A 15,869-nucleotide genomic window follows, 5' to 3' on the forward strand; every position below is an offset into this window, starting at 1 on the left:
GCGGGCGGGGCGGACCGTGATCGGGGGCGGCAGGGGTGACAGGGGGGCCTGGCTGCCCCGTTCCGTGGCTTGACCGCCCCGATCCGCAGCTCGGCTCCCCTGGTGGAGGCTTTCGCCCCCAGGTTTCGGGGCGGCGGCGGCCGTGGTGCCGTCGGGGGACTCCGGCGGAGGCGGGGGTCCGCAGTCGCCGATCTCGTCGGCGAGCTGGTGGATCAGGACACCGTGCTTGAAGGCGGTCTCGCCCACGTCCGCGCAGCGACTTCCGTACACCGACAGCCGGTTGCCGTCCTCGCGGACGATCTCGACCGAGCGCCGGGCGACCCTGGCCTCCTTGGCGAGCAGGGCGCCGAGGCGGGCGGCGTACGGGGATCTGACGGCGACCCGGGGGCGGAGTCTGGTGCGGGCGAAGACGTCCGCCGCCTGGTCCGCGACGACCCTGCCCTGGTCGAGTGTGACGACATGGTCGGCGGCACGGGCGGCCTCCCTGGGGTCGCCGGTACTGAAGAGGACGGTTCCGCCCTGGTCGGCGTGGGCCCGGAGCGCTCCGTGCAGCCAGGCGCTCTCGCGGGCGCAGAGTCCGTCGGCGGGCGAGTCGAGTACGAGGGTGTGCGGGTCGGCGATGACGGCGCAGGCGAGGCCGAGGCGGCGGTCCATGCCGCGCGAGAGGGTGCCCAGGCGTTGATCACGGAGGCTGACGAGGCCGACGGCTTCGAGGACTTCGTCGGCGCGCGAGACGGGTACGCCGCCCGCCGCGCACAGCATGCGCAGCTGGCCGCGGACGGTACGCCCGGGATGGCCGGGTACATCGCCGATCAGCGCCCCGACCTCGCGGGACGGGCGCGCGATGCGGTGCAGTGGGCGACCTCTGAAGTAGGTGACGCCGCGGCCCGCCTGGAGTTCGAGCATCAGTCTCAGCACGGTAGCCGTGCCGGAGTCCGCGGCTCCGAGCAGCGCCGTGACACGGCCGGGCCGCACTTCGAAGGACACATCGTCGACGACGGGCAGCTTGTCCCGGCGTGCATTGCTGGTCAGTCCGATGGCCTGGATCATCGCTTCTCTCGCGGAAGGGGCGACCGCTCGGCGGCCGAGGCCTGTCCGCCACGTCGGGGACGGACAGACCCCTGGGTACTCCAGCAAGATAACGCGATATTCGCGGCATTTCGGGCAGGGTGTAGGCCATGGGTGTGGCCGCTGACCCTGATGGGTGTGGCTCGCGGAACCGCCCTGGTTCAGACCTCCGGGCGCAGCATCGGCGGGTTGAGGAGGGTGGCCCCGCCCGCCCGGAACAACTGTGCGGGACGGCCGCCCTGCCGGGTGGTGGTCCCCCCGGTGGGCACCAGGAAGCCCGGCGTGCCGGTCACTTTGCGGTGGAAGTTGCGCGGGTCGAGCGCAACGGCCCACACCGCCTCGTACACCCTACGGAGCTCTCCGACGGTGAACTCCGGCGGGCAGAACGCCGTGGCCAGCGAGGAGTACTCGATCTTGGAGCGGGCGCGCTCCACGCCGTCCGCGAGGATCTGCGCATGGTCGAAGGCGAGCGCACCGGGCTCTCCCTCCGACCCCAGCAAGGTCTCGACCGGCGCCCAGCGCGCGCTGTTCGCGTCGCCTCCGGCCCGCGGCGCGGGAAGGTCGGGGGCGAGCACCAGGTGGGCGACGCTGACCACGCGCATCCGGGGGTCGCGCTTGGGGGCGCCGTAGGTGGCGAGCTGCTCCAGATGTGCGCCGTTGCCGGGCATGGCGGCGGGGGTCCCCGGGTCGTGCACGCACAGCCCGGTCTCCTCGACCAGCTCGCGGGCCGCGGCCTCCGCCAGATCCTCGTCCGGGCGGACAAACCCTCCGGGAAGCGCCCAACGCCCTTGGAACGGCGGCTCGCCTCGACGGATCGACAAGGTACAGAGCGCATGACTGCGTACGGTCAGCACGACCAGGTCGACAGTGACGGCAACGGGCGGGAAGGCCGACGGGTCGTAGGGCGACATGCCGCGATCATAGTCGTCTGCCTGACGATAAACACTCCCTTCGCCCAGCACATCACACACTCAGGGCCCTGCGCATCACCCACCCAACTGGAGCCCGTCCACCGCCTCCTCGATCATGGCGAGGCCGAGCCTACTGATCCGTACGGAGAACGGGCCGCCCGCGACGGAAAGGCCGGTGAACTCGATCTCCCCCAGCGGCGCGCTGCTCACCGGGCACAGCGCGACCGTCCGGGCCGGGGCGTCGGGACGGATCCCGGCCAGGGTCGTGAGGAGCTGGACCCCCGCCGCCGCGGCGGTGGCGGCGGGACGGCAGGCGGCCGGGTGCGGCAGCGGGGCGCCGCCCTCGGTTCTCTGCGCCCCCGCGTACATCTCGGGCAGCCGCTGCCCGAAGGCCTCGGCCGCGGACAGCACACCTTTCAGCAGTGAGTTCGCCTCCTTCTCGTATCCCGCGGCGGCCAGACCCGCGACCGCCACGGCTGTCTCATGGACCCGTACGGCACCGCCCCGGTGCCCGAACGGGTTGTGGCCGGCCTCCTTGACGCCCAGGCTGCGCAGTCCCCAGCCGGAGTCCATGGCGGGGCCACCGAGCAGTCGCGCCAGCTGCCCGGTCTGGACCCGGTCGAGCAGACCGGCAGCCAGTGCTCCTCCACCGACCAGGCCGGTGTCCAGAAGGTGCGCGGCGCCGCTCCCCAGATGCGGCACCGGGCGACCGTCCGGTGCCCGGGCGGCGGCGGGCCTGCCGCCCGCCCGGTCCTCGATCCAGAAGTCCTCGCGGAACGCGGCTCGCAGCTCCCCCGCCCACTGTCTCCAGTCGGCCGCGCCCGGCCGGCCGTGCGCCTCAAGCACCTCCGCGCCGAGCAGCGCGGCGCGGTGGGCGTGCGCCTGGGTCTCGCATCTGTGCGGTCCACCGGGGTACGGGTCCGGCAGGTAGACGCCGTCCCCGACCGCGCGCCGCAGCCACTGCAGGCATCTCTCCGCGATGGGCACCAACTCCTCCGTCTCGTGTTCCGACAGTCCCCAGCACCTGGCCTCCGCGAGCAGCGCCGGGAAGAGCAGCGTCGCCTCGATCCCGGTGCAGCTCGGCGGCAGATGCGGGCCGGCGTCCCGCAGCGGCCCCGGCAGCCGCCCGGCGCTCGGCCCGCTGCCCGTGACCTGGGTGCGGGCCAGGGTCCGCAGGGTGCCGACCGCCAGCCGGGTACCGAGCGGCAGTGCCATCCGGGCGGCGGCCAGCGCCTCGGCCGGCGCGAGACCACACCGCCACGGGGCCCCGGCAGCCGCGTGCACGTCGGACGGATGCCGGGGGTCCCGCAGCAGCAGCGCCCGCAGGTCCCCGACACAGGTGTCGAGCAACCCCCGCACCCGGGGATCGTCGCCCGTGGCCCGTGCCCCGGCGAACGGGACACCGCGTCCCACCGGCCGAAGGGCTGCCGCACCGTCCTGACGCACACGCAGTTCGATGCTGCGGCTCCCGCCTGGTGGCAGGTCCACCTCCCAGCGCAGCAGCCCCGCCGAGGCGAGCGCGTCATCGGGAGGCGGCTCGGACGTGACCACGGCCTGACCGGCGGCGGATGACCAACGCATGCCCGAGCCGTGCACGCTCGCGGGCAGTTCGCCGCCCGGAGCCCCCAAGGCGACCGCTCCGAGCTCCGCGAGGTCGGTGGCCAGGGATACCTCGACGGGCACCCTCAGCACCCGGTTCGCGGCGCTGCGCAGAGTGATCCGCTCGCTTCCGTCGGCATCCCGGGTCCGCTCGACGACGACCACGGGGTCTGGGCCGCTGTCCCCGGACGGGCGCAGGGTCGCCACGAAGCGGGCGCGGTCCGCGGACAGCATCCGCGCCTGCACCGCGAGCGGTTCACGTCCGGCCACCCGCAGCTGGCAGCGAGAGAGCAGTCGGCGGCCCGCGCGGTAGAAGCCCTCCAGACCCTCGCCGGTCAGCTGACCGTGTTCGGACGAGATCGCGAGGCCCGGCATGGCGACGCAGATCAGAGCGGTGTGCACGGGTGGTAGTTCCACGGCACGACGGGCCGCGGGCACCGGGCCCTGCCCGGCCCCACCACGCGGCGGGGCGGCCCGGGCTTCCCCGCCGAAGGCGCCAGAGGAGCCTGCGGATCCGGAGGAACCACGGGGACCAGAGGAACCGAAGGAGTCCGAGGAACCGAAGGAGTCCGAGGAATCCGGGGCGGGCGAGGAATCCGGGGCGGGCGACGGCGGGGACAGAGACATGGGGTGGCTTCTTCTGCGCTCCCGCAAGCTGCGCCCTCATCGACGCGCCCGTCGGTTCTCGGCGGTACGACGACGGGTTCGGCAGCCGGGGAGGGGAGCCCGTGGAGCGGCTCGTTGAGGGACAGTGGTCAGGCGACGGGCGGCCGATTCCCGTCCCCCAGGTGAACGGAGTGCCCCTGGCCCGGGTCACGGCCGCCTCACCTCCCGCTCCTGGTACCGCGCCCGCCGGTGCGGCGTCGGTTGCGGCACCGCGCGTCCCCGTTGCCGTGTGGACCGCCGTTCCCGTTCGAGCCCGTGGGACCAGGCGAGCCCTTCCTGTTCCCCGGGCGTTCCTTGGCGCGCCGGGCAGTGGACGGACCCGCTGCCGTACACGAGGACGGCCGGTGCGCAACCGGATGGGTGGGCGCCGCCGCTGGCAGTGACGGCTGCCGTGGCTTCGCACCCCTCGCATCGCCCCCGGTGCGCACAGCCCGCTCTCCCCGCAGGCACTTCCGCAGGGCCTCCGGGTCCAGACCCTCGTTGCAGGCGTGGTGCAGGAGTTGGGCGAAGGTGTAGTGGGGGTCGACCCGCAGCGCCATACCGAGGCCGATCCTGGCCTCGGGCTCGTCGCCGAGTGACCAGGCCACCCACCCCGCGAGGGTCAGTGGCGCCGCCGCGTGTTCCCCGTACGGGCCGACGCAGCGACGGGCCAGCGCCCGCCAGAGCCGGAGCGCCGATGCCGCTTCTTCTCCCTCCATCCATTCCGCCACCCGGTCACGGGTCCATCGGTCCTGGAGGCCGATGATCAGGCCCGCGGCTTCGTCGGACGTGAGCAGCGCGTCGTCCTGTGCATCGGCCCGCGGCCCCGCGCCCGCCGGCGGCGCGGCCCGCAGCCGGTCCATGATCCGGTGGGCCTGAGCCACCGTCTCAGCCTCGACCCGGTCCCGGCTGACGCCGTCCAGCATCCGAGGGACCAGCGCCATGCTCGCCTCGTCGAGCGCCCGCTGCTGCTCCACGACCACCGCGCCCTGCAGCGGTGCGAGCCGCACCTCCATCTCCCGCATCCTGCCGCGCATCTGGATGCCCGCGTAGGTGGCCGTGGCCGCCATGACCGATGTGCCGGGCGGCGCCATCGGCGTACCGTCCTCGGGACAGCAGCGCGCCTCGGGGCAGACGTAGGACCAATAGCGCCCGTCCGATAGGCAGAGCGCCTCGACCACCGGCACATCCAGCGCTCCGCACGCCGTGCGCAGGACCTCCGCGAGCGGCTGCAGGCGCTCCATGACCGCGCGGGCCGGCTCTCCCTCCGCGGGCTCCCGGCAGAGGAAGACGGCGATGCCGTCCGGTTTGCCATTCCGCTTTTCGCTGCCGCTCACCAGGCACTGGGCCAGCTGCTCGGCGACAGACGGCCAGTCCTGCTCCTGCTCGGGAATGCCCAGCCGGACCCGCCCGCCGAAGCAGCCGCGCTCGCCGTGCAGCGCGACGAGGACCACGCTGTCGTCGGGGTGAAAGCCCATCAGATACTGCAGTGCGTCGGCCAGTTCGCCCGGGCCGCGCAGGGTGATCTGCTCGCCGGGACGGCCGGCGGCTTCGCTGTGATTCGTCATGCGCCGACTGTCCCGCGGATTTCCAAACTCCGCTTGGGCCTGTGGATAACCCTTGACTCGGTCACGACAGACGTTATCCACAGGCCGGCGGACGCATTCGCCGAATGTCAGAGCCATCGGGTTGCATGGACGCATGAGCAACGAAGAACTCCGCACCGCGGCCGACGCCGTACTCGCCCGGCTCGTCGGCGACCAGACCGGCCGCGCCCGCCTGCACGAGGACCAGTGGCGGGCGATCGAGGCGCTGGTCGCCGACAAGCGCCGGGCACTGGTCGTGCAGCGCACGGGCTGGGGCAAGTCGGCGGTGTACTTCGTCGCGACCGCGCTGCTGCGGGAGCGGGGCGGTGGCCCCACCGTGATCGTCTCGCCGCTGCTCGCGCTCATGCGCAACCAGGTGGAGGCGGCCGCCCGCGCCGGCATCCGCGCCCGCACGATCAACTCCGCCAACACGGAGGAGTGGGACTCCGTCCAGTCCGAGGTCGCCGCGGGCGAGGTGGACGTCCTACTCGTATCGCCAGAGCGGCTCAACAACCCGGACTTCCGCGATGAGGTGCTCCCCAAGCTCGCCTCGGCCACCGGCCTGCTGGTGGTGGACGAGGCGCACTGCATCTCCGACTGGGGCCACGACTTCCGGCCTGACTACCGCCGGCTGCGCACGATGCTCGCCGATCTGCCACCGGACGTGCCCGTGCTGGCCACGACCGCGACAGCCAACGCCCGGGTCACGGCCGATGTCGCGGAGCAGCTGGGGACCGGCGGCGGCTCGGACGCGCTCGTGCTGCGCGGCCCACTGGACCGCGAGAGCCTGAGCCTGGGGGTGCTGCGGCTGCCGGACGCGGCGAACCGCCTGGCCTGGCTCGGCGAGCACCTCGGCGAGCTGCCGGGCTCCGGGATCATCTACGCGCTGACGGTCGCCGCCGCCGAGGAGGTCACCGCCTTCCTGCGGCAGTGCGGCCACACCGTCTCCTCGTACACCGGCAGGACGGAGAACGCCGAACGGCAGCAGGCCGAGGACGATCTGCTCGCCAACCGCGTCAAGGCCCTGGTCGCCACCTCCGCGCTCGGGATGGGTTTCGACAAACCCGATCTGGGCTTTGTGGTCCATCTCGGCTCGCCCTCCTCCCCCATCGCGTACTACCAGCAGGTGGGGCGTGCGGGCCGCGGTGTGGACCACGCGGAGGTGCTGCTCCTGCCGGGCCCTGAGGACGAGGCGATCTGGCGGTACTTCGCCTCGGTGGCCTTCCCGCCCGAAGAACTGGTGCGGCGCACGCTCGACGTCCTGGCACAGGCGGGCAGGCCACTGTCGCTGCCCGCGCTCGAACCTCTCGTGGAGCTGCGCAGGTCACGGCTCGAGACGATGCTCAAGGTGCTGGACGTCGACGGCGCGGTGCGGCGCGTCAAGGGCGGATGGATCTCGACCGGGCAGCCGTGGGTGTACGACGCCGAGCGCTACGCCTGGGTCGCCAGGCAGCGCGAGACCGAGCAGCAGGCGATGCGCGAGTACGCCACGACGACCGGCTGCCGGATGGAGTTCCTGCGGCGGCAGCTGGACGACGAAGGTGCCGCGCCGTGCGGACGCTGCGACAACTGCACGGGCCCGCGGTTCTCCGCCGAGGTGTCCGGCAACGCCCTGGACGCGGCGCGCGGTGAGCTCGGCCGGGCCGGTGTCGAGGTGGAGCCTCGGAAGATGTGGCCGACCGGGCTCGCCGCGGTGGGAGTGGACCTCAAGGGGCGCATCCCGGCCGCCGAGCAGGCGGCTCCGGGCCGCGCGCTGGGCCGGCTCTCGGACATCGGCTGGGGCAACCGGCTGCGCCCCATGCTGGCGCCCCGATCACCCGACGGCCCGGTGCCGGACGACGTCGCGCGGGCCGTGGTGGAGGTACTCGCCGACTGGGCGAAAGGGCCCGGCGGTTGGGCGTCAGGCTCTGCTGACGCACTGGCGCGGCCGGTCGGTGTGGTGGCCATGCCGTCGCGCACCAGGCCCCAGCTGATCCAGTCCCTCGCCAGCCACATCGCCGCCGTCGGCCGAATGCCCCTGCTGGGTTCCCTGGAGTACGCCGCGGGGACGGACGGCACACATGTCCCGCGGTCCAACAGTGCCCAGCGGCTGCGCGCCCTGGACGGGGCGCTCACGGTGCCACCCACGCTCGCCGAAACGCTGCGGCAGACCGGGGGCGGTCCGGTGCTGCTCGTCGACGACCTGACGGAGACCGGCTGGACGCTCGCGGTGGCCGCGCGCCTGCTTCGTAAGTCCGCGGCTGAGGGGGTGTTGCCGCTGGTCCTCGCCATACAGGGGTGAGCCGCGCGTCGACCGAGGCGCACCGGGGCAGGGATATAGGCGACGCGCCCGCTGATTCCGGTCACCCTCGTCGATTGCTCGTTGCCTGGCGCCGGTGAGACGGCGAGAATTGGAGCTGCTCCCCGTGCGGCTCTTCCGTGGCAGGCAGGGCTGTCCCGCGGTGCGCTCCCACCGTCCGACCCCGCCCGCAGGTGTGGGCGCGTAGCCGAAGGGAGGACCGTGACCTTCGGATTCGCTCCGTCCCCGGCGGCATCGTTGCCGCGGTCGCCGATAACCGCCGAGATGTCCGCCGCCACCAACCAACTGGCCAGGATGCTTGAGCCCGCAGAGTGGGCAGCCGCGGGCATCCCACTGCTGCGCGATCCGCGCGAGGTCGTCAGCAGCCTGCACACCCGGCATCTACCCACACCGGACACCGCTGTCGTGGCCGTACTCGACCAGGAGGAACGGCTCAGGGCCAGCGCCTCGTTCACCCGGCGCGCGGCGGCGGCCGCCGATGGCTGGGTCTACCGCAACGCCCTGCTGGCCCAGCTGCGCCGGGTCATCCCGCACGATCTGCGCCGCCGCACTCCGGTGCGTACCGCGGTGCTGCTCTTCTGCCGCGAGGGCGACGCGCGTTGGACCCAGGAGGACGGTGCCTGGATGTGGGGGCTGCGGGATGCCTGCACACTGCACGGGCTGCGCTGCGGCGCGTACATCACGCTGACGCGCGGCGGGTGGCAGGTACTCGGGGAGGGCCGGGCCGGTCGTCGGCCGTATGCCCAGGCCGCCGACGCACAGCCGCTCAACGGCATCGAACCCCGGGCTCCGCGCCCGGCCATCGAGCGGACTCAGGCGCGCCTGGGCGGCGGAACGGCGGCCCCACTGCGCCGGGCCACAGCTCGCTGACTCCGCGGTGCGGGGCGCGCCTCACACCGGGTGGGGCCAACTCCGTACGGCACCAGGCGGCACGCACCGCGCCGCCGCCCGTACGGCTTCACCCACCCGTACCGCGTCACCCGCCCGTACGGCTTCACCCGCTCGTATGGCACCACCCCCACCGGGCGGCCGGTGTGCACCGGCCGCCCTCAAGGGGGTGTCAGACACCCACGCCGAGCACGGAGTTGATGCGCTGCGGGTCGCCGCACACGATCAGCAGGGCACCCGCCCGGCTCAGCGCGAGGGGCAGCGCACCGGCGGCCGCGTCATCGGAGCCGCCATTCACGGCGACGACGACCACGGGACGGGTGGCGGCCCGGCCCGCGTCGGCAGCGGCGGCGTGGAACACGTCGTCGCGGGAGTCGTGTTGGGCCCAGTAGGACACCTCGCCGAAGGACAGCTCGTGCGTGGCCCACGGATGCCGGTCGCCGGTGGTGACCACCAGGATGTCGCCGGGCGCACGCCCGGTGTCCAACAGCAGGTCGACCGCTTCCTCGGCAGCGTCCAGCGCGCCCTCGGCAGTGGCCGGGATCAGCTGGATCTGCGGAGTGGCAGGGGCCGGAGCGGCAGCTCCGGAGCCGGTGCCCGCACCGGAGGCCGGGGTGGCGGGCGCCGCTTCGCGCGGGGTGCGCTGGGCCGGCGGAGTGGGCCGGGCAGGGCCCGGTCGTCCGGGACGCGGGGGTGCCGCGGGGCGGGGACCGGGGACGGGACGGGGGGTCGGCGTACTGCGGCCGCTGGCCGGAGTTGCGCGGGGACCCTGGGCGCTCTCGTGAATCTGAGGCTCCNCCCAGGAGCCCCGCCCATTTCCGCTGCCCCCGCTCAAAACCTCGGCGGTCCCCTACGCTGCAGCGAATCCACTTGACCAGCACCGCGCCATCGTACGGTGCGGCAGATCGCCGAAGTACCCTGCCGGGTCGCTCCCTTGTCAGTCGTACGGCGTAGCGTGTGTGATCAGACAAGGCTGCGCGATGGCGTCGCAGCGTGTCTTGAGGAGGGGGAAGCCCGATGAGCGGTCTCAGTGTTGGGCAGCGGAAGATCGAAGTAAGCCTCAGGTGGGATCCGAGTGCCCCCGGCACACCGGCCCACCACCTCGACATCGTCGCCGCGACCTACCGCGCGGACGCCCCTCTCGACCAACCCGACTACCTGGTGCATCTCGACCGCCGGTCTCCCGACGGCACCATCACCCTCGACCGTGCGAGCAACACCGGAATGGGCCTCGGATACGACGAGGTCATGACGCTGGAGCTGAACCGGCTGGCCTCGGCGTACGCCCTGGTGGTGGTCGGCGTGGTGATTCAGCAGCCGACGGCCGAGAAGACGTTCGCCGACATCGCGAACGTCGGCGTACGCGTACGTGAAGGCCACCACGAGCTGGCGCTGCACGACTTCACGGATATCCCGACGGCGTCGTCAGCGACTGTCTCGAGATTCACCCGGTCCAGCTCGGGAGGATGGACGTTCCAGAACATCTTCCGCGGCTTCGACGCCGATCCGGTGGCGTTCGCCCGGCTGATGGGCGGTGTCTCCAGTTGAGCGGGCATGAGAAGGGGACAGCCCCGCGGCCCGGCGGCGAGGGTTGACGACGCATCGCACGCGATGCCCGTCCCAGCTGCCCCGGAACAGCCATCGTCACCGGCGTAGCGGACCCCGACTCGTTGGCGCTCGGCGTGCAGGGTGGCGTCACCGACCCGGGATAGCCAGTGACCGGCTGCGGGACGGCAACGCCGTACGGGTGTGCGGTGTTCACCCCGTCGGGCCACGGCTTGGCGAGGCCGGCGAAGAACCCGCCGACCCGGCAACCGCCGAAGGGAGGGGCGCCAGCCAAGGGCCGGCGCCCCTCCCTTCCGGAGGTCACGCTGCGGGTTCAGCTACGTCGGGTGTCGCATCCGACGCGACACCGCCCGGTATCAGCTGCAGCCGCTGGTCGAGCCGCAGCCCTCGCAGATGTAGCAGGACCCGGCCCGCTGCATCTTCGTACCGCAGGAGAAGCACAGCGGTGCGTCGGCGCTGATGCCGAGCTGCATCTCGACGAGCTCGGCCGAGGTGTGCGCCACCTGAGAGGCCTCCGCCTGCGGCGCGGCGACGGCCTGCGGCTCCTGCTGCCGCGGCGCGGACTGGGACAGACCCTCGACGTCCACATCGGCGTCGTCGATGGACTGCTCGTACGACCCGGTCTCCAGGTGCCGCTGACGCTCCTCGGCGGAGTGGATGCCGAGCGCCGAACGCGTCTCGAACGGCAGGAAGTCCAGCGCCAGGCGGCGGAAGATGTAGTCGACGATCGACTGCGCCATCCGCACATCCGGGTCGTCGGTCATCCCGGCCGGCTCGAAGCGCATGTTGGTGAACTTCGAGACGTACGTCTCCAGCGGGACGCCGTACTGCAGACCGACCGAGACGGCGATGGAGAAGGCGTCCATCATGCCCGCGAGGGTCGAGCCCTGCTTGGACATCTTCAGGAAGACCTCGCCCAGACCGTCGTCCGGGTAGGAGTTGGCGGTCATGTAGCCCTCGGCGCCGCCGACCGTGAAGGAGGTGGTGATGCCGGGACGGCCCTTCGGGAGGCGCTTGCGGACCGGGCGGTACTCGACGACCTTCTCGACCGCCGCGCGGAGCGTGCCCTCGGTCTTCTCGGCGATCTCGGCCGTCTCCTCCTCCTTCTTCTTGGCGGAGAGCGGCTGGCCGACCTTGCAGTTGTCGCGGTAGATGGCGAGCGCCTTGACGCCCAGCTTCCACGCCTCGAAGTAGACCTCTTCGACGTCCTCGACGGTGGCGGTCTCGGGGAGGTTGACCGTCTTGGAGAGCGCGCCGGAGATCCAGGGCTGGATCGCGGCCATCATGCGGACGTGGCCCATCGCGGAGATGGAGCGCTCGCCCATGGCGCAGTCGAAGACCTCGTAGTGCTGCTGCTTGAGGCCGGGCGCGTCGATCACGTTGCCGTGCTCGGCGATGTGCGCGACGATCGCCTCGATCTGCTCCGGCTGGTAGCCGAGGCGGCGCAGCGCCTGCGGCACGGTGCCGTTGACGATCTGCATCGAGCCGCCGCCGACCAGCTTCTTGAACTTGACCAGTGCCAGGTCGGGCTCAAGTCCAGTGGTGTCGCAGGACATCGCGAGACCGATGGTGCCGGTCGGGGCGATCACGGACGCCTGGGAGTTGCGGAAGCCGTTCTTCTCGCCGAGCCGGAGCACGTCCTGCCAGGCCTCCGTGGCGGCGGCCCAGACCGGCGCGTCCAGGTCGTCCATGCGGACGGCCGTGGCGTTGGCGTCGGCGTGCTGCTTCATGACCCGCTTGTGCGGGGTCGCGTTGCGGGCGTAGCCGTCGTACGGGCCGACGACCGCGGCGAGTTCGGCGGAGCGCTTGTACGAGGTGCCGGTCATCAGCGAGGTGATGGCGCCGGCCAGGGCGCGGCCGCCGTCGGAGTCGTACGCGTGGCCGGTGGCCATCAGCAGGGCGCCGAGGTTGGCGTAGCCGATGCCCAGCTGGCGGTAGGCGCGGGTGTTCTCGCCGATCTTCTGGGTCGGGAAGTCCGCGAAGCAGATCGAGATGTCCATCGCGGTGATGACCAGCTCGACGACCTTGGCGAAGCGCTCGGACTCGAAGGACTGGTTGCCCTCGCCGTCGTCCTTGAGGAACTTCATGAGGTTCAACGAGGCCAGGTTGCACGAGGTGTTGTCCAGGTGCATGTACTCGCTGCACGGGTTCGAGCCGTTGATCCGGCCGGACTCGGGGCAGGTGTGCCAGGCGTTGATGGTGTCGTCGTACTGGATGCCCGGGTCGGCGCAGGCCCAGGCGGCCTCGGCCATCTTGCGGAAGAGGGACTTGGCCTCGACCTCTTCGATGACGTCGCCGGTCATCCGGGCCCGCAGGCCGAACTTGGAACCGGACTCCACGGCCTTCATGAACTCGTCGTTCACGCGGACCGAGTTGTTGGCGTTCTGGTACTGGACGGACGTGATGTCGTCGCCGCCCAGGTCCATGTCGAAGCCCGCGTCACGCAGGGCGCGGATCTTCTCCTCTTCCTTCACCTTGGTCTCGATGAAGCCCTCGATGTCGGGGTGGTCGACGTCGAGGATGACCATCTTGGCCGCACGGCGGGTGGCGCCACCGGACTTGATCGTTCCTGCGGAGGCGTCGGCGCCGCGCATGAAGGAGACCGGACCCGAGGCGTTGCCGCCCGAGGAGAGCAGTTCCTTGGAGGAGCGGATACGGGAGAGGTTCAGGCCGGCCCCCGAGCCGCCCTTGAAGATCATGCCCTCTTCCTTGTACCAGTCGAGGATCGACTCCATGGAGTCGTCGACGGCCAGGATGAAGCAGGCCGAGACCTGCTGCGGCTGTGGCGTTCCGACGTTGAACCACACCGGGGAGTTGAAGCTGAAGATCTGGTGCAGGAGGGCGTACGCCAGCTCGTGCTCGAAGATCTCGGCGTCGGCGGGCGAGGCGAAGTAGTTGTAGTCCTCGCCGGCCTTGCGGTAGGTCTTCACGATCCGGTCGATGAGCTGCTTGAGACCGGTCTCACGCTGCGGGGTACCGACAGCGCCGCGGAAGTACTTGCTGGTGACGATGTTGACCGCGTTCACCGACCAGAAGCCGGGGAACTCGACGCCACGCTGCTCGAAGTTGACCGAGCCGTCGCGCCAGTTGGTCATGACGACGTCACGGCGCTCCCATTCCACCTCGTCGTACGGATGCACGCCGGGGGTGGTGTGAATGCGCTCGATACGCAGGCCCTTGTTCGCCTTGGTTCCCTTGGACCGGGAACCTCGCGCTGAGCCGCTCGCCGTCTCTGTCATGCCGCCTCCCTGTATCGGGCTAAAACGCCCTGAAGTGCCGCGTTCTTCCCGTGGCACGGTGTATGTCTGATGCCTTGGACGCCGCTCGCGCCGCCCTCGACAGGTCTTGGATAGCCGCCGTTCGGCCGCCCCCGCCGGACGTCCGGGGCGGCCTGCCGGTCAGTCGGCGGCGGTGGCGGGCACGGGGGTCGGGGGCGGCCTGCCGGTCAGTCGGCGGCGGTGGCGGGCACGGGGACTTCGGCAGCCCCTGAAGACCCGCGTCCGGCTGCCTGGCCTTCGTCCCCCACGTCGGGCGCGGAGCCCCGCTGCTCCCGCAGCTCGGCGATGGCGGTCTCGAAGTCCTCAAGTGAGTCGAACGCCCGGTACACGGACGCGAAGCGCAGGTAGGCGACGAGGTCGAGCTCCTGCAGCGGGCCGAGTATGGCCAGTCCCACGTCATGGGTGGTCAGCTCGGCGCTACCGGTGGCGCGCAGCGCCTCCTCGACCCGCTGGCCGAGCTGGGCGAGTGCGTCCTCGGTGACCGGGCGCCCCTGGCATGCCTTGCGGACGCCACTGATGACCTTGGCGCGGCTGAACGGCTCGGTCACCCCGCTGCGCTTGATCACCATCAGTGAGCAGGTCTCCACGGTCGTGAAACGACGGGAGCAGTCGGGACACTGTCGGCGCCTGCGGATCGACGTGCCGTCGTCGGTGGTGCGACTGTCGACCACGCGGCTGTCGGGGTGCCTGCAGAAGGGGCAGTGCATAACTCCGAACCCTCCTTACACAGCACGACTGATGGGCCTCGAAACAGGCTTTGAACCCCTCGAAGCAGCCCCAAGCATAGGCGATGACCGAGGAGCCGGAGGACCAGGGACCACTACTTCTGGGTGGACGGATGAATCCAACCACTAGATCTGGGGTTTGGCCCCGCATTCGACACCATCGCGTGTCGCGCGGCCGACCGGCCATGAGCGTACGGGAGCGGGGGCGGAACACGCCCCGCGGGGCCCGAAGTGGCAGACTGGCAAGGCCACCACGAGGGGCTGCCCTCTCGGCGGTGAAGAGTACCGTAATGAACCGAATTGGCTTGCGTTCGAGTGTCAGCCATACACCCAGGCACATGATCACGTCAGGTAATCGCTGGTTTTTCACTCGAACGTGTGTTTGGCGCAACCTTTCGAAAGCAACTACCGTTGTCCAGCTAGGGAGAACATCTCGAGAGGGGCCGCCGTGACCACCACCGCAGACAGCGCCACCATCACTGCCCAGGACCGTTCCCAGGGCCGACTCGAGCCGGTGCATGCCATGACAGACCCAGCCACGAACCCGGAGGGGCCCAAGCCCACGCGCTCGCTGCCTGGCCGACCTCCAGGCATCAGGGCGGACAGCTCAGGGCTCACGGACCGGCAACGCAGGGTGATCGAGGTCATCCGGGACTCCGTGCAGCGACGCGGCTACCCACCGTCGATGCGGGAGATCGGGCAGGCGGTGGGGCTTTCCAGCACCTCGTCGGTCGCGCACCAGCTGATGGCGCTTGAGCGCAAGGGCTTCCTGCGCCGCGACCCGCACCGCCCGAGGGCGTACGAGGTGCGCGGCTCCGACCAGCCGAGCAGCCAGCCCACCGACACCAGCGGTAAGCCGGCCGCGTCCTACGTACCGCTCGTCGGCCGCATCGCGGCAGGCGGCCCGATCCTCGCCGAGGAGTCGGTCGAGGATGTGTTCCCGCTCCCGAGGCAGCTGGTCGGCGACGGCGAACTCTTCGTCCTCAAGGTCGTCGGTGACTCGATGGTCGAGGCCGCCATCTGCGACGGGGACTGGGTGACGGTCCGCCGCCAGCCGGTCGCGGAGAACGGCGACATCGTGGCCGCCATGCTCGACGGCGAAGCCACGGTCAAGCGCTTCAAGCGCGAGGACGGCCATGTCTGGCTCCTCCCGCACAACGCCTCCTACCAGCCGATCCCCGGCGACGAGGCGACCATCCTCGGCAAGGTCGTGGCCGTGCTGCGGCGGGTCTGAACAGACCGCCAAGCGCACTGGAGCTCCGGGACCCGCGGGCCCGGAGCTCCAGTGCGCTTGGCCCCGCTGA

At 71.5% G+C, this 15,869-nt stretch carries 11 protein-coding genes and 1 pseudogene; 4 read left to right on the forward strand and 8 right to left on the reverse strand.

All coding sequences use genetic code 11. From position 1 onward, the window contains the following. The 4 genes from U9R90_RS08240 to U9R90_RS08255 form a co-directional block, all read right to left on the reverse strand. On the reverse strand, positions 1-1,050 hold a 1,050-nt coding region (locus U9R90_RS08240), incomplete at its 3' end, for an ATP-binding cassette domain-containing protein (protein ID WP_411055736.1). Positions 1,051-1,229: 179 nt separating this feature from the next. Then, positions 1,230-1,979: an NUDIX hydrolase gene (locus U9R90_RS08245; RefSeq protein WP_411055737.1), complete on the reverse strand. Its 750-nt coding sequence runs from the start codon at positions 1,977-1,979 to the stop codon at positions 1,230-1,232. A gap of 75 nt (positions 1,980-2,054) precedes the next feature. After that, positions 2,055-3,953 (reverse strand): glycogen debranching N-terminal domain-containing protein, encoded by a 1,899-nt coding sequence (locus U9R90_RS08250; protein ID WP_411057678.1) that lies wholly within the window; start codon positions 3,951-3,953, stop codon positions 2,055-2,057. A gap of 449 nt (positions 3,954-4,402) precedes the next feature. Beyond that, the gene (locus U9R90_RS08255) at positions 4,403-5,791 is read right to left on the reverse strand and encodes a DUF4192 domain-containing protein (RefSeq protein ID WP_411055738.1); all 1,389 of its coding nucleotides are present in this window, start codon (positions 5,789-5,791) and stop codon (positions 4,403-4,405) included. A gap of 133 nt (positions 5,792-5,924) precedes the next feature. Between U9R90_RS08255 and U9R90_RS08260 the strand changes: the two genes are divergently transcribed. Both U9R90_RS08260 and U9R90_RS08265 read left to right on the forward strand, forming a co-directional pair. Beyond that, positions 5,925-8,090, forward strand: coding sequence for a RecQ family ATP-dependent DNA helicase (locus U9R90_RS08260; RefSeq protein WP_411055739.1), 2,166 nt, complete (start codon positions 5,925-5,927; stop codon positions 8,088-8,090). Between the two features lie 219 nt (positions 8,091-8,309). Beyond that, positions 8,310-8,978, forward strand: a complete 669-nt coding sequence (locus tag U9R90_RS08265; protein WP_411055740.1) for a hypothetical protein — start codon at positions 8,310-8,312, stop codon at positions 8,976-8,978. A gap of 190 nt (positions 8,979-9,168) precedes the next feature. Here the strand turns inward: U9R90_RS08265 and U9R90_RS08270 are convergent, their stop codons facing one another. Together U9R90_RS08270 and U9R90_RS08275 are read right to left on the reverse strand one after the other, a co-directional pair. After that, positions 9,169-9,783, reverse strand: a complete 615-nt coding sequence (locus U9R90_RS08270) for a hypothetical protein (protein WP_411057679.1) — start codon at positions 9,781-9,783, stop codon at positions 9,169-9,171. Beyond that, positions 9,764-9,877 (reverse strand): annotated as a pseudogene (locus tag U9R90_RS08275) (DUF4937 domain-containing protein); the annotation flags it as partial. The gene U9R90_RS08270 and the pseudogene U9R90_RS08275, both read right to left, overlap by 20 nt. A gap of 136 nt (positions 9,878-10,013) precedes the next feature. On the opposite strand from U9R90_RS08275, the gene U9R90_RS08280 reads away from it, so the two are divergent. Further along, a complete protein-coding gene (locus U9R90_RS08280) occupies positions 10,014-10,544 on the forward strand; it encodes a TerD family protein (protein ID WP_411055741.1) in 531 nt (176 codons plus the stop codon). A 374-nt stretch (positions 10,545-10,918) separates the two neighbouring features. On the opposite strand, the gene U9R90_RS08285 is transcribed toward U9R90_RS08280, so the two are convergent. Then, positions 10,919-13,801, reverse strand: a complete 2,883-nt coding sequence (locus tag U9R90_RS08285; protein ID WP_411055742.1) for a vitamin B12-dependent ribonucleotide reductase — start codon at positions 13,799-13,801, stop codon at positions 10,919-10,921. A 206-nt stretch (positions 13,802-14,007) separates the two neighbouring features. Further along, a complete protein-coding gene (gene nrdR / locus U9R90_RS08290) occupies positions 14,008-14,547 on the reverse strand; it encodes a transcriptional regulator NrdR (protein WP_411055743.1) in 540 nt (179 codons plus the stop codon). Positions 14,548-15,013: 466 nt separating this feature from the next. Between nrdR and lexA the strand changes: the two genes are divergently transcribed. Continuing rightward, positions 15,014-15,799: a transcriptional repressor LexA gene (lexA, locus tag U9R90_RS08295; RefSeq protein ID WP_411055744.1), complete on the forward strand. Its 786-nt coding sequence runs from the start codon at positions 15,014-15,016 to the stop codon at positions 15,797-15,799. Positions 15,800-15,869 lie beyond the last annotated feature (70 nt).

It is taken from the genome of Streptomyces sp. E11-3 (genome assembly GCF_046540415.1).
In the GTDB taxonomy this organism is placed as follows: domain Bacteria; phylum Actinomycetota; class Actinomycetes; order Streptomycetales; family Streptomycetaceae; genus Streptomyces.